Raw genomic sequence first — 23085 nt, 5'->3', positions numbered from 1 at the left:
GAACGGACTCACAACGCGTTCATCGCTACGACACCACCCTCAACGGCACAACAAGGAGATCCCATGCGCCTGACTGCCACCCCGCTGCTGCTCGCCCTGTCCCTCGCCCTTGGAACCTCGATGACCGCCCATGCCGCTCCGTCCTCGCCATCGATCGCCGCACCGGCCGAGGGCACGCTGCTGAACATCTCGGCCAATGCCGAGGCCACCCGCGTGCCTGACGTGGCCACGCTGTCGGCCGGCGTGGTGAGCCAGGCTGCCGATGGCAACAGCGCCATGCGCCAGAACGCCCAGCAGATGGACAAGGTGCTGGCCGCGATCAAGGCCGCCGGCATCGCCGAGCGCGACGTGCAGACCAGCGGCGTCAGCCTCAACCCGCAGTACCGCTACGCCGACAACGAAGCGCCGAAGATCACCGGTTACCAGGCCAGCAACACGGTCAGCCTCAAGGTGCGCGACATCGCCAAGCTCGGCAAGGTGCTGGACGCGCTGGCCGCGCAGGGCGCCAACCAGATCAACGGCCCGAGCTTCGAGATCGACCAGCCGGAACCAGTGTATGACGAAGCCCGCCTGGCTGCGCTGAAGAAGGCCCAGGCCCGCGCCCAGACCTATGCCAAGTCACTGGGCCTGCAGGTGCGCCGCATCGTCAGCATCTCCGAGAACAGCAATGGCGGTTTCCGCCCGATGCCGATGATGCGCACCATGGCGGCCGGTGCGGCGATGGACAAGGCCACCCCGGTCGCGCCGGGTGAATCCACCGTATCGGTCAACCTGGACGTGGTGTTCGAACTGGGTCGCTGAGCCGTTGGTCATTGCCGACAGAGGCGGGTTCCCCAGGGGACCCGCCCTTTTTTCGTGCATTCCGACGGCAGTGGCTGAAGGCCAGCCCAACACGGGTGCCCCTGCCTCTATGCAGTGGTCGCCCGGGCGCGCTACTGATGCACTGCCAGCCGCGTGCGGCAACCCCGCCACGGGCCCTGGTGCGTTGAGGACTTCGTCACTGGCATGGAGGTGGACCATGGTTCGTACGTATCCCGTTGCATCCCTGCACTTCGACCCCGCCCGCGTTGCCGCCTGGAGCGCGGCGATCGCCCTGCACCTGCTGGCCTTCCTGTTGCTGCTCATCCCTGCGACCTACCAGGCCGTGCAGGCCCCGCGTGAAAAGACCACGGTCAGGCTGATCGAGAAGATCCCGCCAACGCCGCCGCCCCCGGTGCTGGAACCGCCCAGGGAGGTCGCCCGGGTCGTACCGAAGCCACAGACGCAGCCGGCCGCGCCGCCGCTTCCAGCTCCTACCGCAACCGTGGAAGAAGCCCAGGGCATCGCGCTGCCGGCCGCCGAACCGGCCCCGCCCCAGCTTGCACCGAGCATCGATGCCTCCGCACCACTGGCCGGCGCCCAGCTGCAGTACCGCAGCGCCCCGCCGCCGGCCTATCCGCTGGCGGCATTGCGCAACCGCGAACAGGGCACTGTGCTGTTGCGGGTAGAGGTGGACACCCGCGGGCAGCCGACGGGGGTCAGCATCGAGCGCAGCAGCGGTTCGCGCAGCCTGGACCAGGCCGCGCGCCTGCAGGTGCTCCGGCACTGGCGCTTCGAGCCGGCCCAGCGTGATGGCGTGGCGGTACCGGCCATCGGCATGGTGCCGGTGCAGTTCTCGCTGCCGGAGTGAAGTGATCGCCGGCCCGGCCACCTGCCGGGCCGGCGCTTCCCTGCACGTGCCAACGGACGGAACCGGATCAACCGTTACCGATTAAGCAAAAATTCACGACTTCGTCACCTACCGGAAACCTAGATTGATCCGTCCCGGAATCTTCCGGAGACAGCCCTCAACGCTACGGTTTTCCAGTTAGGAGAGAAGCTGTGAAACACCTGATCCAACGGCCCGCCAGCCGCCGCCGCAGCACTCTGGCATCGTCCATCACCCATATCCTTACCGGCAGCACCCTGTTGCTGGTTGGCGCCGCGGCTTCCACCTCCGCCTTCGCGCAGGATAAGGCCACCAACCTGGACCGCATCACGGTCACCGGTTCGAACATTCCGCGCACCAACACTGAAACGCCGTCGCCGGTGCAGGTAGTAACCCGCCAGGAAATCGACCGCACCGGCAAGACCACGGTTGCCGAATACCTGCAGACCCTGACCGCTGATGGCTCCGGCTCCATCCCCAAGACCTTCGGCAACGGCTTTGCCGGTGGTGGCGCCGGCATTTCGCTGCGCGGCCTGGGCGCGGGCTCGACCCTGGTCCTGTTGAACGGCCGCCGCATGGCCACCTACGGCCTGGCCGACGACGGCCAGAAGGTCTTCACCGACCTGAGCACCATTCCGCTCGATGCCGTCGAGCGCGTGGAAGTGCTCAAGGACGGCGCCTCGGCAATCTATGGCTCCGATGCCATCGCCGGCGTGGTCAACATCATCCTGCGCAGCGACTTCCAGGGCGCCATCCTGCGTGGCTCCTATGGCCTGTCCGGTGACAGCGATGGCGACGCGAAAAAGGCGACCCTGACCGCCGGCACCGGCGACCTGGCCACTGACGGCTGGAATGCCTTCTTCAGCCTGGACGTCGGCAAGACCGACGCGATCAAGATCAGCGATCGCAAGAACCGCAAGTGGATCGGCACCGGCGACATCCGTCCTTGGGGCTATGGCAACAATGCCCAGTTCCTCGGCGGCGCCTACCTCAATGGCCGCACCAGCGGAGGCGTCGGTCCGAATGGCTCGGTGTATGACGACCGCAATGTCACAGCGACCAATCCCGCAAGGCTCGTGCCACTGCCCGGCTGCCAAGGCCTGACCACCATCCCGGGCCAGACCGACGCGTCGGTGGCGGCCCAGGGCTGCCTGTGGGATCCGGCGCAGCAGTTCCGTGATCTCACGCCTGAAGAGAAGTACGTCAACGTGTTCGGCCGCGCCAGCTTCGCCTTCGGCGAAGGCGGCGAGGTCTACACCGAGATCGGCTACTCGAAGAAGGAAACGATCTTCAGCAACACACCGTCCGGCGTCTCCGGCAGCTGGGGCTATCCCCTTGGCCCGCGCAATGCCAGCAGCGGCCCGGGCGCCGTGGTGCTGTCGCCGACCCATCCCGACAATCCGATCCAGGGCCAGGCCTCGCGCCTGCGCTACTCGGCCTGGGATGTCGGCCCGCGCGTGACCAACAACACCAATGAGTTCAACCGCTTCCTGGTCGGCGTCAAGGGCAACTGGGGTGACTGGAGCTACGACACCGCCTACCTGCACTCCGGTACCGATCTGGTGAACAAGCGCACCGGGTTCCTGCGCTACAGCGCTGTACAGTGCGCGCTGGGCAACCCGAACTGTGCCGGCGGCGTGTGGCGTATTGGCGACAATGCCAACCTCAACTCGCAGGCGCTGTACGACTACATCTCGCCGACCATCAGCGCACGCGCCAAGTCCAGCCTGGACATGTTCGACTTCACCGTGTCGCGCAGCCTGATGGACCTGAAAGGTGGTCCGCTGGGCCTGGCAATCGGTACCGAGTGGCGCAAGACCAGCAACAGCCTGACCCCGCAGACTTACACCGACCAGGGTGACATCATTGGCCTGGGCTATTCGGCCTATGACGGTACGCAGAATGTCTACGCCGGCTACGTCGAACTGTCGGCACCGGTGCTGGAGCAACTGGAACTTTCCGGCGCGCTGCGTTACGACAAGTACGAAAGCGGCGAAGGCAAGGCCACGCCGAAGCTGGGCATCAAGTGGACCCCAGCCGACTGGATCGCCCTGCGTGCCAGCTACGCCGAAGGCTTCCGCGCCCCCAACCCGGCCGAGAACGGCGATGGTGGCCTGGCCGCCTTCTCCAACGCCCGCGATCCGGTGCGCTGCGCCGTCAGCCCGCCGGCCGATGTCGGCACCAACTGCAGCTCGCGCCCGGTCGCGATCATCACCCGCCCCAACAAGGACCTGAAGCCGGAAGAGTCCAAGAGCTACTCGGTGGGCATCGTGCTGCAGCCGACCTCCACCACTTCGATGACCGTGGATGCCTGGCAGATCAAGCGCACCAACGAAATCGCCCAAGGCTCCACGGCCGATGCCATCGCCGCCGGCAACGTGCTGCGTGACATCGACCTGATCAACGGCATCGCTGGCACCGGCAGCATCCTGGCGGTCAACACCGCGTACATCAATGCGGCATCCACGCGCGTGCGCGGTATCGATACCGATATCCGCCAGACCTTCGATATCGGCCCGGGCCAGCTGGAAATGGACCTGCAGTGGAGCCATGTGCTGAAGTACGAGCGCACCGACTCCGACGAGACCTTCGACTATGCAGGCACCCACGGCAACTGCGACGTGACCAACTGCATCGGTACGCCAAAGGATCGGATCAACTTCGGTACCACCTGGCGTCAGGGGCCGTGGAGCGTGAGCGGCGTCGCCAACTACATCTCCAAGATGGACAACAAGGATTTCCGTGGTCCGGACGGTTCGTACCAGTTCTCCTACGCCGACGGTACCGACGTCACCAAGATCTCCTCGTTCACCACCTTCGATCTGTCCGGCCGCTGGAACATCACCGAAGCCTTCGAACTGAACGCCTCGGTGCAGAACGTGTTCGATCGCATTGCTCCGCTCGATCCGACCACCTACGGTGGCGTGAACTACAACCCGCTGCACTTCAGCGGCGCCATCGGTCGCTACTTCACCGTCGGCGCCAAGTACACCTTCAAGTAATACCGTTCAACGCATCAACTTCGGAGGCCCGGGCAGCAGCCCGGGCCTTCGTCGTTGCACGCCTTGCATGCACGTTCACGGGCACGTGGCTACCGTGTGCAAGCGGCACTACCGCCGCAGGGGATCACCATGGCCACGACATCGCAACGCCTGGGCCTGCCCGCGTTGACTGCACTGGTAGTTGGCTCGATGGTAGGCGCCGGCATCTTCTCATTGCCGCAGAACGTGGCGCGCAGCGCCGGGCCGGCCGCCGCGCTGATCGGCTGGGCGGTCAGTGGCGCCGGCATGCTGATGCTGGCCTTCGTGTTCCAGGCCCTGGCCAACCGCCGGCCGGATCTTGATACCGGCATCTACGCATACGCGCGTGAGGGCTTCGGCAACTACATCGGGTTCTCTGCGGCCTGGGGCTACTGGGTCGCCTCGGTGCTTGGCAATGCCAGCTTCTTCGTGCTGATCTTCAGCGGCCTCGGCCATTTCCTGCCAGTGTTCGGCGAAGGCAACACGCCTGCCGCCGTGGCGGCGTCGTCAGTGCTGCTGTGGACCGTGCACCTGCTGGTGCTGCGTGGCCTGCGTACGGCGGCCATTGTCAATGGCCTGGTGACGGTGGCCAAGCTGCTGCCGATCACGCTGTTCCTGATCCTGGCAGCAGGTGCGTTCCGCATGGAGGTGTTCCGTGCCGATTTCCTTGGCACGCCCGCGCTCGGCGATCTCGGCCAGCAGCTGCGCGGCATGATGCTGGTGACCGTGTGGGTATTCATCGGCATCGAGGGCGCCAGCATCTATTCACGGCGTGCGGCGCGCCGCGCCGACGTTGGCCGCGCCACGGTGATCGGTTTCCTGGGGGTCTGGCTGCTGCTGGTGCTGGTCAGCCTGCTGTCGATGGGCGTGCTGTCGCAGGCCGAACTGGCCGGGCTGCCCAATCCGTCGATGGCCTATGTGCTGCGCGCCATCGTCGGCGAATGGGGCGCGACGGTAATCATCATCGGTTCGATCATCTCCGTCCTCGGTGCATTGCTGGCCTGGGTGCTGCTGTGCGCCGAAGTGCTCTATGCCGCTGCGGGCGACGGCACCATGCCCGCCTTCCTCGGCCGCGAGAACGCGCGTGGTGTGCCGGCCAATGCACTGTGGTTGAGCAATGGCCTGATCCAGTTGTTCCTGCTGCTGGTGCTGGTCAGTTCGGGCAGCTACACCGGGCTGGTGCTGCTCGCTGCGTCGATGAGCCTGGTGCCCTACTTCCTGTCCACGGCATTCGGCGTGCAGCTGGCCTGGCGCGGGCAGGCCTACGCCGATGAGCCCAGTGTGCGCTGGCGTGATTTCGCGGTTGCGCTGCTGGCCAGTGCGTACGCGCTGTGGCTGGTGTATGCCGGCGGCCTCGACAACCTGCTGTTGTCGGTGTTGCTGTACGTGCCCGGCGTGGTGCTGTTCGCACTGGCCCGGCGCCAGCGCGGCGAGCTGGTATTCACGCGTTGGGAATGGGTGCTGTTCGGCGCGATCCTGGCGGTGGCGATCGCCACGCTGGTCGCGTTCTGGAAGGGCCTGATTACGCTGTAGCGCCGAGCCCATGCCCGGCTTCGAGGATGCAGCCGAGCATGGCCTCGGTTCTACAACACGAAAAAAAAACCTGCATCTTGCGATGCAGGTTTCTCAAGGTGGCGCCCGAAGTTGGACTCGAACCAACGACCCCCTGATTAACAGTCAAGTGCTCTAACCGGCTGAGCTATTCGGGCAGACGACTAGTATAACCATTCTTCACGCGCGATGGTAGGGGTGATTGGCGATCATTGCGGCAGCCCGATACAGCTGCTCGGCCACCACCAGCCGCACCAGCATGTGCGGCAGCGTCAATGGTCCAATCGACCACTTCTCATCGGCCAACGCGGATACTTCCGGCGAATGCCCTTCCGGGCCACCGATCAGGAACGCCAGGTCCCTGCCCTGCCCGCGCCAATGCTCCAGGCGTTGTGCCAGCTGTTCGGAGCTGAGCTGGCGGCCCGGCACATCCAGCGCCACCACATAAGCGTTCTTCGGCAGCGCAGCGATTACCCGCCTGCCTTCATCCTCCGTGGCGCGGCGCGGATCGCGGCCCTTGCCGCGCAGGCCAGGCTCGATTTCGACCAGCTCGAACGGCAGCCAGTGCGACAGCCGCTTCTGGTACTCGGCGAAGCCCTGCGCGACCCAGCTGGGGGCGCGTTCACCGGTGGCGATCAGGCGGGCTTTCATCAGCGGTCCTCCAAAACGTCGACGGCGCCATCGGCGCCGTCGAAGGGATGCATCATCGTGTGGCTCAGGCCACTTCGTCGTCGCTGGACGGCGGCTGGTCGCCGACGGTCCACAGGCGCTCGAGGGCGTAGAACTCACGCACGCGCGGCAGCATCACGTGGACGATCACGTCGCCCAGGTCGACCAGCACCCACTCGGCCTCGCGCTCGCCTTCCACGCCCAGTGGCATCACGTCCAGGTTCTTGGCGAAGCGCACGACTTCATCGGCAATCGACTTGACGTGGCGGGTCGAGGTGCCCGAAACGACGATCATGTAATCGGCAACGCTGGACCGGCCGCGCACGTCGATCTCGACCAGGTCCTTGGCCTTCAGGTCTTCGGTGGCTTGGCGGACGCTGGCCAGCAGTTCCGGCACGGACGGCGGCGGGCTGGGAAGATCGACCTTGATGGTCTGGGGCTGGGTCTGGTTGCTCAAAGTGGATCGACTCGATAAACGTGGGGGCGATTATACGGGGATGGCGCGGCCGCGCCATTCACGCCGTGGCCGGGCGGTACAGCCCGTGTGCAGCGACATAGTCGGCCACGGCCGGTGGCAGCAGTGCGCGCCAGGGGCCGCCAGCGGCAATCTGCGAGCGCACGGCGCTGGCTGATTCCTCGCGCAGCGGGTGGTGCAGGCGCAGGACGCGCCCGGCCGGGCTGGCGAACAGGGCCTGCTCATTGTCGGCCCAGCGCCCTTGCAGGGCACGCCCCAGCTCGCCATCGATCGACGCCTGCAACGGACTGCCCGGCCGTTCGGCCACCACGAAGTGGGCCAGGTCGAACAGGGCCTCCCATTCGTGCCAGCCGGACAGGCCCAGCAGGCTGTCGGCGCCCACCAGCCAGGCCAGCGGCCGGCTCGGGCCCAGCTCGCCACGCAGCTCGCGCAGGGTGTCGACGGTGTACGACGGACGACCGGGGCAGCGGGCGGCACGATCCAGTTCGCGGCGGTCCAACAACAGCCCCGGCTCGTCGCCGATGGCCAGCGACAACATCGTGCAGCGCTGCTCAGCGGTGGCACCGGGCACCGCGCGGTGCGGCGGATCGGCGGCCGGCAGCAGGCGCACGGCGACCTGCAGTTCATCACGGGCCGCACGCGCGATCGCCAGGTGCCCCAGGTGCACCGGATCGAAGGTGCCCCCGTAATAGATCCGCAGGCTCATTGCTCAGGCCCGCGCCAACAGGCGCACGGCACGCGGTTCGGCCACCACCACCAGCAGGCGCTCCAGCGCCAGCCAGGCATCACCCTCGGCGCGGCCCTTGGCGATGCGGTCAACCAGCCCGGCTTCGGCCACGAAGCGTTCCCAACGCTTGCTTTCCGGATGCCGCTGCAGCGCGCGCTTGTACGGGGCCTGCCGCGATTCCCAGATACCGCGCGATTTCATTTCAGCCGCCAGGTTGCCGCCACGGGCCTGCACCCGGGCCAGGCCAGCGCCCGCCAGCAGCTCGCGGATCACCATCGGCATCAGCGCAGCCACCGCCTCGCCCTCGCCGCGCAGTCCGGCCAGCATGCGCAGCACCGCCGGCGGTTGGCCGGAAAAGGCCGCTTCCACCAGCCGGAACACGTCATAGCGGGCGGCATCGGCCACCAGCGACTCCATGCGCTCCACGTCCAGCGGCTGGCCATCGGCCAGCAACGCCAGCTTGTCGATTTCCTGGGCAGCAGCCAGCAGATTGCCTTCCACCCGCTCGGCCAGGCGCTGCACGGCGGCAGGATCGGCACGCAGTCCCTTGCCACGCAGGCGGCGCTCGATCCAGTCCGGCAATTCATGCGGCTTGACCGCCCAGGCCACCGACAGCACGCCGATGCGGTTGATCGCTTCGGCCCACTTGCCCTGGTGGGCCTTGCTCCATTCACTTGCGGTGATCATCAGCACCACGTCCGGCGCCGGGTTGGCACAGAACTGGCTGATCACTTCGGCCCCGTCCTTGCCAGGCTTGCCGCTGGGCAGGCGCACCTCAACCAGGCGGCGGGCACTGAACAGGCTGGGCGCGTTGAAGCTGGCGTCGAGCTGGTTCCAGTCGAAATCACGGCCATCGGCGTCGAACACTTCACGTTCGCCAATGCCGGCGGCGCGTGCGCGTGCGCGGATGGCGTCAGCTGCCTCCAGCACACGCAGGGTTTCCGGGCCGGCAATCAGGTAGACCGGCGCCAGCGCGGTATCAGCGCCCTGGCTGGCCAGCTGCTCCGGACGCAGTTCCATGGCCGCGGCTCAGTGCTTGGCTGCGGGGACCGGCTCGGCCGGTACCGCGCCTTCAATCGGCTTGGCTTTCGGCGCCGACAGGCTGCCGCCCTTCTCGAGCTCGGCACGCACCACGCTGTCGATGCGGCGGATGATCGAGGCGGACATTTCCCGGCGCAGCTCGTTGGCCAGGATCTCGCGTTCGGTGGTGGTACCGGTGGCGTCGGTCGGTGGCGACACGTAGTCACGCGAGAGCTCGATCACCTGCTGCGGCACCAGTTCGCTGCCATCCTCGCGACGGAAGATGAAGATCACCGCATAGCGCAGGCTGTACTCCTGGGCGCGGCCCTGCGAGTCGATGGCGATCGGCAGGTCGCCCCAGCGCTCGGACAGCACCTGCAACTGGGTACTGGGTTCGTTGCTGTCCTCATCAGCCAGCCTGGCACCGGAAGCCAGCAGGCTGCGGTTGAGCAGCTTGACCAGTTCACTGTACGGGGCGGTGGATACCACCTTCACCGGGGCGGTGTCGGTGGGCAGCATCAGCTTGTTGCGCAGATGGAAGCCGCAGCCGGCAAGGCCGAGGACAAGAACGAGGGCAAGCAGGATTCGGGTCATGGAGACAGTCTGGCGGAGCCGGGCGATCACGGCAACACACAGCCTGCCCGAAGCCGCGTGAATGCAGGGCCATCAGACGCCTGGCCCTGCACCGGAATGGCACCGGCCACCTCGCGGGCGCCGGTGCGGATACATCAGGCGGCGACGATGTTCACGATCTTGCCCGGCACGATGATGATCTTGCGCACCGTCAGGCCTTCCAGGAACTTGGCCGCGTTGGGCTCGGCCAGCGCCAGTGCCTCCACCTGCTCGCGCGCGGCGTCGGCCGCCACGTCGATGGTGCCACGCAGCTTGCCGTTGACCTGCACCGCCAGGGTCAGCGCGTCGCGCACCAGCGCACTGGCATCGGCCTGCGGGAACGGTTGGTCTTCCAGCAGCGTCTCCGCGTGACCCAGCACCTGCCACAGGGCGTGGCTGGCATGCGGGGTGATCGGGTTCAGCAGCAGCACGATGGCCTGCAACGCTTCCTGGCGCACCGCACGGCCCTGCTCACTGCCGTCCTCGAACTTGGCCAGTGCGTTCATCAACTCCATCACCGCAGCGATCGCGGTGTTGAAGCTGTGGCGGCGGCCGTAGTCGTCACCGACCTTGCCGATGGTTTCGTGGGTCTTGCGGCGCAGCGCCTTCTGGTTGGCGTCCAGTGCTGCAACATCCAGCGCCGGGGCGGCGCCGTCGGCGGCATGCTTCTGCACCTGGGCCCAGAGGCGGCGCAGGAAGCGGGCCATCCCGTCCACGCCGGCCTCGTTCCACTCCAGCGACTGCTCCGGCGGCGCGGCGAACATCGAGAACAGGCGCACGGTGTCGGCGCCGTACTTGCCGACCATCGCCTGCGGGTCCACGCCGTTGTTCTTCGACTTGGACATCTTCTCGGTGCCACCGACCACCACCGGCTGGCCGTCGGCGATCAGGGTGGCGCCGGTGATGCGGCCGCGCTCGTCGCGCTGCACTTCCACATCGGCCGGATTGATCCAGTCCTTCGAGCCGTCCGGGTTCGGGCGGTAATAGGTTTCGGCGATCACCATGCCCTGGCACAGCAGGTTGCGCGCCGGTTCGTTGCTGTCCACCATCCGCGCGTCGCGCAGCAGCTTGTGGTAGAAGCGGAAATACATCAGGTGCAGGATCGCGTGCTCGATGCCACCGATGTACTGGTCCACCGGCAGCCAGTAGTTGCCGCGCTTGTCGACAGCGTCACGGGCACCCGGCGAGGTGTAGCGGGCGTAATACCAGCTCGATTCCATGAAGGTGTCGAAGGTATCGGTCTCGCGCTCGGCCGCACCGCCGCAGTCCGGGCAGGTGGTCTTGCGCCATTCCGGGTCGGTCTTGATCGGCGAACCGGTACCCGAGAACGCCACGTCCTCCGGCAGCACCACCGGCAGTTGTTCTTCCGGCACCGGCACCGCGCCGCACTTGGCGCAGTAGATCACCGGAATCGGGCAGCCCCAGTAGCGCTGGCGGCTCACGCCCCAGTCGCGCAGGCGGTAGTTGACGCGGCGCTGGCCCTGGGCCTTGCGCTCGAAGCGTTCGGCCAGCGCTTCGAACGCGCCCTGGAAGTCCAGGCCGTCGAATTCGGCCGAGTTGACCAGCTCGAAGGCACGGCTCTTGTCGCTGTACCAGTCCTGCCAACGGCTGCCGTCCCAGGTGCGCTCTTCGTCGGTGCGCGGATCCTTCAGCGCGATGACCTGCTTGATCGGCAGCCCGTACTTGTTGGCCACTTCATTGTCGCGCTGGTCATGGCCCGGCACCGCCATCACCGCGCCGGTGCCGTAGCCCATCAGCACGAAGTTGGCGACCCACACCGGGACCGGCTCGCCGGTCACCGGGTGCAGCGCGCGCAGGCCGGTATCCATGCCGCGCTTTTCCTGGGTTTCCAGCTCGGCTTCGGACACCCCCCCCTGCTTCAGGTCGACCAGCAGCGCGGCCAGTTCCGGATTGTTCTTCGCCGCGTGCAGCGCCAGCGGGTGTTCGGCGGCAATCGACACGAAGGTCACGCCCATCACCGTGTCCGGGCGGGTGGTGAACACACGCAGCGGGTCCAGCGCGCTGCCGTCGACATCGCGCACGTCGAACTGGATCTCCAGGCCTTCGGAACGGCCGATCCAGTTACGCTGCATGGTCTTGACCGATTCCGGCCAGCCGTCCAGCTCGTCCAGGCCATCCAGCAGCTCCTGGGCATAGTCGGTGATGCGCAGGAACCACTGCGGGATCTCGCGCTTCTCGACCAGGGCACCCGAGCGCCAGCCGCGGCCGTCGATGACCTGCTCGTTGGCCAGCACGGTCTGGTCGACCGGGTCCCAGTTCACCACCGCATTGCGGCGATAGGCCAGGCCCTTGCGCATCAGGCGGGTGAACATGCGCTGCTCGTGGACGTAATAGTCCGGGCGGCAGGTGGCGAACTCGCGCGACCAGTCGATGGCGTAGCCCAGCGACTTCAGCTGGCTGCGCATGTGGTCGATGTTCTTGTAGGTCCACGCCGCCGGCGCGGTCTTGTTCTTGATCGCGGCGTTTTCCGCCGGCAGGCCGAACGCGTCCCAGCCCATCGGCTGCAGCACGTTGTGGCCGGTCATGCGCTTGTAGCGGCTGATCACGTCGCCAATCGTGTAATTGCGCACGTGGCCCATGTGCAGCGCACCGGACGGGTACGGAAGCATCGACAGGCAGTAGTACTTCGGCTTGTCCGAAGTCTCGTCGACCTCGAAGGCACGGGTAGCGTCCCAGTATTGCTGGGCGGCGGATTCAACCTGCTGCGGGTCGTAGGCGTTGGTTTCAGCGCTGGTCATGGAACACGCGGATGCGGCGGCAAAGCGGTACAGCGTACCGCAGTGCGGCAAACGTCTCCAATCCTGCCCGCCGGAGGCAGGCGCCGCGACGCCCCGGGAGGCGTCTCAGCGTGGGCGCGACAGCGGCAGGGCCGCCCCCAGCCAGACTGCCCAGCACGCAAACGCCAGCCGTTGTGCCAGCGGCGCCGGCAGTACGCCCTGCAGGGCAAACGCGGCCAGCGCGGCCAGCATGCCGCAGCCCAGCGCCAGTACGCCCAGCGCGCGGCCATGCACCTGGCGCAGACCGGATACGGCCAGCAGCAGGGTTCCGGCGACAAAACCCAGCACCCAGATCATCCAGGCGCTGGCATGCAGTTGGCTGGCCGGCCCGTGCAGGTCATCCACATCCAGCGGCAGCAACCCCATCGCGGCGAAGGCCAACCCGGCCAGCAGCAGCATCTGGCTGCCCACCCGTGGCGCCCAGCCGGCGGTTGCCGGCAGCCCGCGGCGCAGGCACTCGGCCACGATCGCCGCCAGCAGGCCCGGCAGCACGAAGCCCAGCAGATTGAAGGCCAGCGCATGCGGCACCCCCTGCGCGCCCAGCAGTGCCACCGGATGACGGGCTTGTGCGTAGCCGTCCAGGCCGGCGCCGAAACCGATCACCGCCAGTACAAACAGCAGCGCGGCGACCAGGCCAGGCAGGCGCAGCAACGGTGACAGGGACGACATGCAGACTCCGGAAAGTACGGCGAGAGGAAGACTGCATTGTCAGGCATTTACCACAACCCGGGTTGAGACCGGCATCGATCGTCACCATAGAATCGGACTCCAGACGCCAAACGATGCCTCCCCCATGACCGAGACGACCTACGTATTCGACGCCACCACTGCGACCTTCGAGGCCGAAGTCCTGCAGAAGTCGCTGCAGACGCCGGTGCTGGTCGACTTCTGGGCCACCTGGTGCGGGCCGTGCAAGACCCTGGGCCCAATGCTGGAAAAACTGGCCGCCGAGTACAACGGCGCCTTCGAACTGGCCAAGGTCGATGTCGACAAGGAACAGCAGATCGCAGCGGCCTTCCAGATCCGCTCGGTGCCGACCGTGTTCCTGGTCAAGGGCGGCCAGCTGGTGGACGGCTTCCCGGGCGCGATTCCGGAAGGCCAGCTGCGTGAGTTCCTGGCCCAGCACGGCATCGTGCCGGCCGATGTCGGCGACGCCGCGCCCGAAGATGACGCCCCGCTGGACCCGCAGGCGCAGGTCGATGTGCTGCGTGCCCAGATCGCCGCCGAGCCGGACAAGGACGAACTGAAGCTCGACCTGGCCCTGGCCCTGCTGCAGATCGGTGGCGTGGACGAAGCCGGCACCCTGATCGACGGCCTGCCCGCCAATCTGGCCACCGACGACCGCGCCGTGCGTGCCCGCGCCCGCCTGGCCTTCGCCGCCGCGCTGAAGGATGCCCCGGCCGCTGAAGTGCTGGACGCCCGCATCGCCGCCGATGGCAAGGACCTCAAGGCCCGCCATCTGCGCGGCGTGCAACTGTTGCTCGGGGGCCATGACGAAGCTGCGTTGGCCCAGTTCCTGGAAATGCTGCGGATCGACCGCACGTTCGAGGAAGGGCTGCCGCGCAAGGCCCTGATCGACGCCTTCAATGTGATCTCCGACGAGGACCTGGTCGGCCAGTACCGTCGCCGGATGGCCTCGCTGCTGTTCTGAACGGGAGCCGTCCTCGTTCAGAATCCCTGCACTGAACGCGGGCAATAATGCACTGGATGGCGGCCGTGCGGCCGCCACGATCCGTTCGGGGGGATGAGGTCGGGGCCATGGGGTCTTGCAGCTGCGCCCCCGCATTGCCGGGATTGCAAACTGTGACCTTCGTCCGCTCGCTGTCGTTCGCCATGCGCTTCCAGGGCGCGCTGCTCTGCGCTCTTCTCTTCCTGCCGGCCATTGCCGCGGCCCAGGACTGGAACTATCGGGTCCGTCCCGGCGATACCCTGTGGGACCTGGGTGGCCTGTATCTCAAGCCCTCGGTACGCTGGCAGCAGCTGCAACAGCACAACCGCATCGACAACCCCTACCAGCTGCCGCCGGGGCAGCTGCTGCGCTTCCCGATCAGCTGGCTGCGCATCGAACCAGCCCCCGCCCGCGTGCTGTCGGTAAGGGGCAAGGTCGAACTGTCCGGCGCCGATGGCAGCGCCACGCGCGCGCTACTGGCCGGGGAACAGCTTCGCATCGGTGACACGGTGCAGACCGAGGGCGACTCCAGCGTCACGCTTGAATTCGCCGACGCTTCCCGCCTGCAGCTGCGCGAGCATTCCCGGCTGCGCCTGGACCAGCTCAGCCGTTACGGCCACACCGGCATGGTCGATACCCGCGTGCGCCTCCAGCAGGGCCGCGCCAGCAACCGGGTGACGCCTGCCCGTGGCCCCGCCTCGCGCTACATCATCGATGCACCTACGGCGACCAGCAGCGTACGCGGTACCGTATTCCGGGTCAGCGCCGGTGACGCCGGCCACGTGGCTGCCACCGAAGTGCTGCAGGGCAAGGTGCAGGTCGGCAACATCCACGGCAAGCGCCTGGTCCAGCCTGGACAGGCCAGCCTCAGCAGCAGCGCCGATACGGCGCCGGATGCTGTCTCCGCGCTTCTTCCAGCACCGCAGCTGCGCAGCGACGGCATGCGCCTGGCGCCCTTGCCGGCCCTCCTCGCCTGGGACCCCGTCGACGGCGCCGCCCGCTACCGCGTTGAAGTGGTGCTGTCGGCAACGCCGGAAATCCTGCTGTTTGCCGCCACCACCACCGATACCCGGCTGGCGATCGGCGACCTGCCCCCCGGCCAGTTGCGTATCCTGTTGCGCGCCGTGGATGCGCAAGGTGTGGAAGGCCTCGACGCCAGCGCCGATTTCGAACTCGGCGACCAGCCCCCGCCGCCACTGACGGTGGCCCCGCTGCACGGGCAGACCATCAACAGCGACCGACCGCGCTTCCGTTGGAGCCAGGCGCCCGGTGCGCGCAGCAGCGTGCTGCAGATTGCCGCCGAGCCGAACTTCGAGCAACCGCTGCAGGAACAAAGCACCCCGGGCACCGACCTGCGCCTGGCGCAGCCGCTGCCGCCCGGCCAGTACTTCTGGCGGGTGGCCTCGCGCGATGGCAACGGCCACCAGGGCCGCTATGGCCAGGCCCTGCCCTTGCAACTGAGCAATGAACCGGTCGACCCGGCCCTGCAGCCGCCTGAGGCCACGCGTGGCGAACTGACCCTCCGCTGGCAGGCCGGCAGCGAAGGCCAGCGGTACCGGGTGCAGGTGGACCGTCGAGGCGACTTCCGGGCACCCCTGGTCGACCGGACCGTAAGCGAGCCGCAGGTCAGCTTCAAGCAGCCGTGGAGCGGCACCCTGCATGTGCGCGTGCAGTACATCGACGACGACGGGCATGCGGGCGAGTACTCGCCGGCCCAGCAGATCAAGCTGCCTTGCCGTCTGTGCTACGGCGCTGGTGGCGGCGCCCTGCTGCTGTTGCTGTTGTTATGAGGCGCTCGCCGCTGCCGTGGTCGAAGCGGATTCTGCTGGCACTGCTGGCCGGCGTGCTGACGGTGATCGCCAGCCACGGCCAGTGGCTGTGGCGCCAGGACGAAGCCGCCTATGACGCCATGGTTGGGAATTGGGAGTACCGCCCCGACCCCAGCGTGCTGATCGTGGCCATCGACGAGGGCAGCCTGCAGCGCATCGGCCAATGGCCCTGGCCCCGTTCGGTCCATGCGCGCCTGCTGGACCGGCTGACCGACGCCGGTGCCGAGCGCATCGCACTGGACCTGATGCTGTCTGAGCCGGATCGACGCGACAGCCAGCAGGACGATGAACTGGCCACAGCGATCCGCCGCAGTGGCCGGGTGGTGCTGCCAGTGCTGGCGGCGCCGGCCGCCGGCGACCGCATGGCCGAGGAAATGCTGCCGATTCCGCAGATCGCGAGCAGTGCTGCGGCAATCGGCCATACCGATGTGGAAGTGGACGGCGATGGCGTCGCGCGCGGTGTGTATCTGCATGCGGGCATCGGCCAGGCCCATTGGCCGGCGTTGGGCCTGGCGCTGGCCGACCTGCCGCCGGGCACGGTGCACGGCCTGCCCGATCCCGATCCGCAGATCGGTTCGCCCTATCAGTGGCGACGCGACGACTACGTGCGCGTGCGCTATGCGGGGCCGCCCGAGCGCCTGCCGCAGGTGTCCTATGCCGACGTACTTGATGGTCACGTGGACACGGCGATGCTGCATGGCCGCCGCATCGTGGTGGGCATGACGGCCAGCGGCATCGCACCGCGGCTGTTGACCCCGACCACCCGCGAGTACTGGATGAGCGGCAGCGAATACCAGGCCAACATCGCGTCGATGCTGCTGCAGCACAAGCAGATCGATCTGCTGCCACGCCTCTGGCAGCACGCCATCAGCGGCGTGCTGGCCGCGTTGTGCGTGCTCCTGCTCGGCCTGCGCCTGCCATGGCTTGCCGCACTGTGCTCGCTGCCGCTTCCACCGCTGCTGAGCTGGTTGCTGTTGCGTGCCGGTGACCTGTGGTGGGCACCGGCAAGCGCAATGCTGGGCATCCTGCTGGTGTTGCTGTCCTGGGCGATCTGGCGGATCTCGGCCTGGCACCGCCAGGCCAACCGTGATGCGCTGACCGGCCTCGGCAATCGCCTGCGTTTCGAGCAGTCACTGCAGCAGGAATGCGATGCCGCGCGCCGCAGTGGCAGGTCCTTGAGCCTGGCACTGATCGACGTCGACCATTTCAAGCGCCACAACGACCGCCACGGGCATCAGGTCGGCGACCGCGTGCTGCGCGATGTTGCACGGCTGATCGGTGCGCATGCTCGGCGCCCACGCGACATGGCCGCGCGCTACGGTGGCGATGAGTTCGCACTGGTGCTGCCGGATACCCCGGCCGAAGGCGCACGCCAGGTCATCGAGGACCTGATCGCCTGCGTGCGTGCACTGCCGGCCCCCGGTGATGGCAGCGACGGTGCCGTCACCCTCACCATCGGCGTGTTCACCCGCGTGCCTGACGGCACGCTGCAACCGCATCATTTCGTCGAAGGCGCCGACGCCGCGTTGTACCAGGCCAAGGCCAACGGCCGCGACGGGTATGTGATCGACGACAAGGCGTGACCCTCGCCGCCGCCGGGGTGCAACATACGCATGCGAATGGCTAGACTGGGCGCCTCGCCCTGCGTCCCCGCACCCGCATGAACGCCCACCTGTTCCGCTTCGGTATCAATCTCTGGCCACCGTTCCTGTTCACCGGCATCCATGTCACCCGCATCACGCCGGACTACCGGCAGATAGATGTCGAGCTGCGCCTGCGGCCATGGAACCGCAACTACGTCGGCACGCACTTTGGCGGCAGCCTGTTCGCGATGACCGATCCATTCTGGATGCTGGGCCTGCTGCACATCCTCGGGCGCGACTACTACGTGTGGGACCGAGCAGGCGCCATCGACTTCCTCAAGCCCGGCCGCGGCACCGTACGCACGTCATTCCGCATCGACGACGCGCTGCTGGATGAACTGCGCACGGAAGCAGCCAGTGGTGAGAAGGTGCTGCGCTGGTTCAGCAACGACGTGGTCGATGAGAGCGGCGAAGTGGTCGCCCAGGTGCGCAAGCAGGTCTACCTGCGGTTGAAGCCACACGCACGCTGAGCGCGCCTCAATCGCGCGCCAACGCAGCCGAAGCTGGCTCCGCCTGCAGCGGTACCGTCAGCCACGGGTTCTCATCAGCGCTGCGCGCTGGAGAGCGCCGCGGCACCTGCAGATGGTGGCCATCGGCGGACAGCTGCGGCGACCGCACCGGCGAGCGGAACTGCGCCGGCAGCCGCTGCAGGGCGTGCACCGGATCGTCCGTCTGCTGCCGCAGCCAACGCTGCGCCCCCAGCAGCCGCACCATCGCCGCGGCATCCTGTGGCCGTGACGAATACGCAGGATAGACGGGCGCGGCAATCTCGGTCAGCACGCACCCCATCACATTGGACAGGCAACCGAAATCCCGCTGCGGCGGCGCTTGTAACGGCAGCGGCCGATCGGCCTCCAGCGCGGCCGTGGCGGCTGCGCCACAGGCCCAGCCAAGATTGCCGGCCACGCGCGCCAACGTGCTGCGCCGGTCAAGCACCAGGACGCCACCAAATTCCCGGGCCGAGGACTCGATCGCCGCCCGGCTCATCGCGTACTCGCCCTGCATAGCACGGCACAGGCTCTGTTCCTCGGCCCGCAACGGCTGCATGGCCTGTTCGCACTCGGCCGGCAGGGGGTGGTCGGCAGGCAGTTCAACCAGCATGTCGGCCAGCAGCTGGGCATTGGCCTGCACCAGGCTGGCACCGATGATGCTCTCGACCAGATAACTGCTGCCGGGCACCAGCCGCCGGCCCAGCTGCAGGCCACGGCAGGCACCACGCAGGGCACCGTCAATGTCACCCTGCACATAGGCCAGCGCGCGTGCACTGGTGGCGTCCATCACTACGCCATAGGCCGGCAACGGGACCAGAATGCCCTCGCCCTTCGGCGGGAACGGCGACGCGAAGTAGTCGGCGTCGGCCAGCTGATCCAGCCGCGCATGCAACTGCTGGTGCCCGGCGTGGGCCTCCACGAAGCGTTGCGGGTCCGCGCGGACCTGGGCGAGACAGCCGCTGGCGGCCGGCCCGCAACTGGCCCCGGGCCGCGAGTGCAGCTCGGCATGGTTGGCTACCAGGTGTGTCCGGCCGCTGCTTCCGCCATGTGCATCGGCTTCCCAGCGCCGTACATCCTCGGCCAGCGCCTGCTCGCGCTGCTGGGCATCCAGATCGTCGAACGGCAGCGTCCACAACAGTGCATATCCATTGCGGCCGCTCACCGGCAGGCGTGCTTCCAGTCGCTGCTGCGCCTGCAGGCGCGATTCGGGCACCGGCCACATGCGCGAGGCGCACCACACCACGATGGCCAGCACCAGCAGGCCTGCCAGGGTCCAGCCCAGTCCGCGCAGAATCTTCAACACAGCTTCCCTTCCATGTGCCGTTGCCGCAGTCGATTCCCCAGCGTAATCGACCGGCCGTGACCGCTACAATGCGCGCATGTCGCTCGAAGCCCCCGCCCTGGTCCCCCGCCCCTCCCTGCAGCGCCTGTTCCTGACCGGCCTGCTGACCCTGCTGCCGATCTGGCTGACCTGGGTCGTGGTCAAGTTCGTGTTCGTGCTGCTGTCGGGTATTTCCAGCCCGCTGGTGGTGCCGCTGTCCGAACAGATCGCAACCAGCTTCCCGCACTATCTGGGCTGGGTCCGCGCCGAGTGGATCCAGGACACCATCGCCCTGCTGGCCACCCTGCTGGTGATCCTGGCGGTGGGCGTGGCCAGCCGCCGCGTGCTCGGCCAGCGCCTGCTGCGCTGGGTCGGCGCGGTCATCAAGCGTATTCCGTTGGCCAGCATCATCTACGACAGCGCCAAGAAGCTGCTGGACATGCTGCAGACCGAACCGGGCAGCACCCAGCGCGTGGTGCTGATCGACTTCCCGCATCGCGACATGAAATCGGTCGGCCTGGTAACCCGCGTGATCAAGGAACACGGCACCGACCGTGAGCTGGCCGCGGTGTATGTACCGACCACGCCGAACCCGACCTCGGGCTATCTGGAAATCGTGCCGGTGGAACTGCTGACCCCGACCGACTGGACCGTCGATCAGGCCATGAGCTTCATCATCTCCGGCGGTGCCGTGGCACCATCCAGCGTGCCGTTCACCCGCGCCGGCGAACGCACTGGCGAACGCACCGAATGACACCGGCGCCGATCGAGCGCCCGCTGCAGGACCGCGCGGTCCTGCTGTTCATCGTGCTGGCCGCGTTCTTCTGCGGCAACGCGGTGCTGGCCGAGCTGATCGGGGTGAAGATCTTCGCGCTGGAAGACACTCTGGGCATCGATCCGCTGAACTGGAACCTGTTTGGCCAGACCGGCTCGCTCAGCTTCACCGCGGGTACCCTGCTGTGGCCGGTGGTGTTCATCATGACGGACACGATCAACGAGTTTTTCGGCAAGCGCGGCGTGCGCTTCATCTCGTGGTTGGCCGTGGTGCTGATCGCCTATGGCTTCCTGTTCGCCTTCGCAGCGATCTCGCTGGCTCCGGCCAGCTGGTGGGTCACCTCGATGGACGGCCACGGCGTGCCGGACTACCAGGCGGCATTCGCCGCGGTGTTCGGCCAGGGCATGTGGACCATCGCCGGTTCGCTGGTGGCCTTCCTGCTCGGCCAGCTGATCGACGTGGCCGTGTTCCATCGCATCCGCCAGGCCACCGGCGAGCGCCACGTGTGGCTGCGTGCGACCGGATCCACCGCGATCTCCCAGGTGGTGGACAGCTTCGTGGTGATCTGGATCGCCTTCGTGCTCGGCCCGCAGCACTGGCCGACGTCGCTGTTCCTGGCCGTCAGCAGCGTCAACTACATCTACAAGATGGGCTTTGCGATCGCATTGATCCCGTTGCTGTACCTGATGCGGCGCGCGATCACCCGCTACCTGGGCGCCGACAGGGCCGCCGCCCTGCGCGCCGCGGCTGCGGCTGACTGAAGCCCCAGCGGCAAAAAGCTGACTGCGCCTTCACGCTGGCCGTACGCGGCCGGATCGTGCAAGCTCCACGGTCTGTGTTCCACGGAAGCTCCTGATGCCGCATCCCACCCGCGCCCTGGCCGCCGCCATCGCCGCGTTGTTCCTGTTCAGCGCCGTGCCGTCGGCCGAAGCAGCGAAGAAGAAGGCCAGCCGCCCTGCCGCCGCGCAGACCCGCCAGGCCGCCAAGCCCAAGGCCCGGCCCGCCCGCGCCACCGCGCCGGCCCGTGGCAGTTCGGCGCGCCGCGCCGCGCCGCGTCCGGTCGCAGCGGCCCGGGCCGTGCCCAAGCAGGTGCAGCTGGAGCGCCTGTACGACGAATACTGGGATGCCTCGATGCGGTTGAATCCGCTGCAGGCAACCTTCCAGGGCGAGGCCCGCTACAACGACCAGCTGCCCAACATCCTGTCCGCCGCCTGGCGCCAGCAATCGCACGACTTCACCACGCAGTGGCTGGGCAAGGTCGAAAAACTCGGCAGCGACGGCCTGCAGGGCCAGGACCTGCTCAGCTACGAGATCTTCGTGCGCGACGCGCGCGCATCGCTGGCCGCCGAGCGTTACCCGAGCTGGATGATGCCGATCAGCCAGTACTACAACATCGGCAGCATCATGGCGATCCTCGGCTCAGGTGCCGGCGCGCAGCCGTTCAACACCGTGCAGGACTACGACACCTGGTCGCGCCGCTCGCTGGGCATTCCCGAGCTGTTCGACCAGGCCATCGACAACATGCGCCAGGGCATGAGGGCCGGCGTGGTGCAGCCCCGCGACCTGATGGAGAAGGTGCTGCCGCAGCTGGATGCGGTGATCAAGCCGACTGCCGAAGAGAGCATCTTCTGGTCGCCGATCCGCACCATGCCCAACACCATCGGGGCGGAGGACAAGGCGCGCATCAGCGCCGAGTACAAGCGCATGATCGAGCTGCGCATCATGCCGGCCTACCGCGCCCTGCGCGGCTTCATCGCCACCGAATACCTGCCGGCCACGCGCACCAGCAGCGGCCTGGGCGCGCTGCCCGATGGCCAGGCCTGGTACGCCAGCCTGATCGTGCAGACCACCGCCAGCGACCAGAACGCCGCGCAACTGCACGCGCTGGGCGAGCAACGCGTGCAGGAGCTGCAGGCGCAGATTGCCACCGTGATGAAGGATGCCAAGCTGCGCGGCACGCCGACCAAGCTGCTGCGCAGCATGCGCAACGACCGCCAGTTCCAGTACGGTGACGCCAACGCATTGATCAACCGTTACCGCCAGGTGCAGCAGCAGGTCAACGCACGCCTGCCGCAGGTGCTCGATACGCTGCCAAAGTCCGCACTGGACGTCCGTGCGGTGGAACCGGAGCGTGCGCTCACCGCCGCGGCAGCGGCCTATCAGCCGTCCGCGGCCGGACAACCGGCCGTGTTGTACGTGAACACCCGCGACCTGCCCACCCGCAAGCGCTGGAACGTGCCGGTGCAGTACCTGCATGAAGCGATTCCCGGCCACCACGTGCAGCTGGGCCTGCAGCAGGAACTGGCCAAGCTGCCACGCTTCCGCCGCCTCGGTGGCGATCTCGCCTTCGTCGAAGGCTGGGGCCTGTATGCCGAAACGCTGGGTGAGAACCTGGGCATCTACACCGATCCCTACGACCGCATCGGCTACCTGTATTCGCGCCTGCTGCGCGCCGCCCGCGTGGTGGCCGACACCGGCGTGAACGCACAGGGCTGGAGCAAGCAGCAGGCCGTCACCTACCTGCAGAAGACCGTGGACATGAGCAGCGACGACGCCAACGCCGAAGTCGAGCGGATCATGGCCCAGCCCGGCCAGGCGCTGTCCAACGTGGCGGGCCTGACCACCATCGTCGCTCTGCGCGACAAGGCCAAGGAACGCCAGGGCGCCGCCTTTGACCTGCGCCGTTTCCACGCCGAACTGCTGAAGGACGGCTCCATGCCGCTGGACGTGCTGGGCCGCAAGATGGAACGCTGGATGGCGCAGCCCGCCAGCGCCACACCAGCCCCTTCACCCTGACC

At 67.5% G+C, this 23085-nt stretch carries 19 protein-coding genes and 1 tRNA gene; 11 read left to right on the top strand and 9 right to left on the bottom strand.

Annotation, left to right across the window (positions count from 1 at the left end; all coding sequences use genetic code 11):
- The first annotated feature begins 63 nt into the window (after positions 1-63).
- The 4 genes from ACTXG9_RS12725 (at position 64) to ACTXG9_RS12710 (ending at position 6240) form a co-directional block, all read left to right on the top strand.
- Positions 64-801, top strand: coding sequence for an SIMPL domain-containing protein (locus ACTXG9_RS12725; RefSeq protein WP_021204307.1), 738 nt, complete (start codon positions 64-66; stop codon positions 799-801).
- A 217-nt stretch (positions 802-1018) separates the two neighbouring features.
- Positions 1019-1669: an energy transducer TonB gene (locus ACTXG9_RS12720; protein ID WP_111099030.1), complete on the top strand. Its 651-nt coding sequence runs from the start codon at positions 1019-1021 to the stop codon at positions 1667-1669.
- Between the two features lie 191 nt (positions 1670-1860).
- On the top strand, positions 1861-4689 hold the full coding sequence (locus ACTXG9_RS12715) for a TonB-dependent receptor (RefSeq protein ID WP_111099029.1): 2829 nt from the start codon (positions 1861-1863) through the stop codon (positions 4687-4689).
- Positions 4690-4818: 129 nt separating this feature from the next.
- A complete protein-coding gene (locus tag ACTXG9_RS12710) occupies positions 4819-6240 on the top strand; it encodes a basic amino acid/polyamine antiporter (protein ID WP_058982163.1) in 1422 nt (473 codons plus the stop codon).
- A gap of 99 nt (positions 6241-6339) precedes the next feature.
- Here ACTXG9_RS12710 and ACTXG9_RS12705 read toward each other — a convergent pair.
- The 8 genes from ACTXG9_RS12705 to ACTXG9_RS12670 form a co-directional block, all read right to left on the bottom strand.
- Positions 6340-6416: transfer RNA gene (locus ACTXG9_RS12705), tRNA-Asn, on the bottom strand.
- Between the two features lie 22 nt (positions 6417-6438).
- Entirely contained in the window at positions 6439-6909 is a 471-nt protein-coding gene (gene rlmH, locus ACTXG9_RS12700) for a 23S rRNA (pseudouridine(1915)-N(3))-methyltransferase RlmH (protein ID WP_019662111.1), read from the bottom strand.
- A 64-nt stretch (positions 6910-6973) separates the two neighbouring features.
- Positions 6974-7384: a ribosome silencing factor gene (rsfS, locus tag ACTXG9_RS12695; protein WP_005410536.1), complete on the bottom strand. Its 411-nt coding sequence runs from the start codon at positions 7382-7384 to the stop codon at positions 6974-6976.
- 58 nt (positions 7385-7442) lie between these two features.
- Positions 7443-8108, bottom strand: coding sequence for a nicotinate-nucleotide adenylyltransferase (gene nadD, locus ACTXG9_RS12690; protein WP_019662112.1), 666 nt, complete (start codon positions 8106-8108; stop codon positions 7443-7445).
- 3 nt (positions 8109-8111) lie between these two features.
- Positions 8112-9149, bottom strand: coding sequence for a DNA polymerase III subunit delta (gene holA / locus ACTXG9_RS12685; protein WP_019662113.1), 1038 nt, complete (start codon positions 9147-9149; stop codon positions 8112-8114).
- Between the two features lie 9 nt (positions 9150-9158).
- Complete coding sequence (locus ACTXG9_RS12680) at positions 9159-9743, bottom strand: LPS-assembly lipoprotein LptE (protein WP_019662114.1); 585 nt, start codon at positions 9741-9743, stop codon at positions 9159-9161.
- Between the two features lie 134 nt (positions 9744-9877).
- Positions 9878-12520: a leucine--tRNA ligase gene (gene leuS, locus ACTXG9_RS12675; protein ID WP_026347280.1), complete on the bottom strand. Its 2643-nt coding sequence runs from the start codon at positions 12518-12520 to the stop codon at positions 9878-9880.
- A gap of 105 nt (positions 12521-12625) precedes the next feature.
- Positions 12626-13228, bottom strand: a complete 603-nt coding sequence (locus ACTXG9_RS12670; RefSeq protein ID WP_019662116.1) for a DUF998 domain-containing protein — start codon at positions 13226-13228, stop codon at positions 12626-12628.
- 124 nt (positions 13229-13352) lie between these two features.
- On the opposite strand from ACTXG9_RS12670, the gene trxA reads away from it, so the two are divergent.
- The 4 genes from trxA (at position 13353) to ACTXG9_RS12650 (ending at position 18170) form a co-directional block, all read left to right on the top strand.
- Positions 13353-14210, top strand: a complete 858-nt coding sequence (gene trxA, locus ACTXG9_RS12665) for a thioredoxin (protein ID WP_019662117.1) — start codon at positions 13353-13355, stop codon at positions 14208-14210.
- 107 nt (positions 14211-14317) lie between these two features.
- Entirely contained in the window at positions 14318-16018 is a 1701-nt protein-coding gene (locus ACTXG9_RS12660; RefSeq protein WP_456115520.1) for a FecR domain-containing protein, read from the top strand.
- Positions 16015-17640 (top strand): CHASE2 domain-containing protein, encoded by a 1626-nt coding sequence (locus tag ACTXG9_RS12655; RefSeq protein WP_021204312.1) that lies wholly within the window; start codon positions 16015-16017, stop codon positions 17638-17640. The genes ACTXG9_RS12660 and ACTXG9_RS12655 overlap by 4 nt, the downstream gene beginning before the upstream one ends.
- A gap of 77 nt (positions 17641-17717) precedes the next feature.
- Positions 17718-18170, top strand: coding sequence for a DUF4442 domain-containing protein (locus ACTXG9_RS12650; protein WP_019662120.1), 453 nt, complete (start codon positions 17718-17720; stop codon positions 18168-18170).
- 7 nt (positions 18171-18177) lie between these two features.
- Here the strand turns inward: ACTXG9_RS12650 and ACTXG9_RS12645 are convergent, their stop codons facing one another.
- Positions 18178-19494 carry a hypothetical protein gene (locus tag ACTXG9_RS12645; protein WP_111099027.1) on the bottom strand — a complete coding sequence of 439 codons (1317 nt, stop codon included), beginning with the start codon at positions 19492-19494 and terminating at the stop codon, positions 18178-18180.
- Positions 19495-19570: 76 nt separating this feature from the next.
- On the opposite strand from ACTXG9_RS12645, the gene ACTXG9_RS12640 reads away from it, so the two are divergent.
- The 3 genes from ACTXG9_RS12640 (at position 19571) to ACTXG9_RS12630 (ending at position 23083) form a co-directional block, all read left to right on the top strand.
- Complete coding sequence (locus tag ACTXG9_RS12640) at positions 19571-20266, top strand: DUF502 domain-containing protein (RefSeq protein ID WP_005414135.1); 696 nt, start codon at positions 19571-19573, stop codon at positions 20264-20266.
- Complete coding sequence (locus ACTXG9_RS12635; protein WP_021204314.1) at positions 20263-21048, top strand: queuosine precursor transporter; 786 nt, start codon at positions 20263-20265, stop codon at positions 21046-21048. Before ACTXG9_RS12640 ends, ACTXG9_RS12635 begins: the two co-directional genes overlap by 4 nt.
- 94 nt (positions 21049-21142) lie before the next feature.
- Positions 21143-23083, top strand: a complete 1941-nt coding sequence (locus ACTXG9_RS12630) for a DUF885 domain-containing protein (protein ID WP_021204315.1) — start codon at positions 21143-21145, stop codon at positions 23081-23083.
- Positions 23084-23085 lie beyond the last annotated feature (2 nt).

The organism is Stenotrophomonas maltophilia group sp. LNF247 (genome assembly GCF_054083135.1).
Note: the sequence above shows the minus strand (reverse complement) of the source record. Positions and strands in the feature narration are given on the sequence as shown.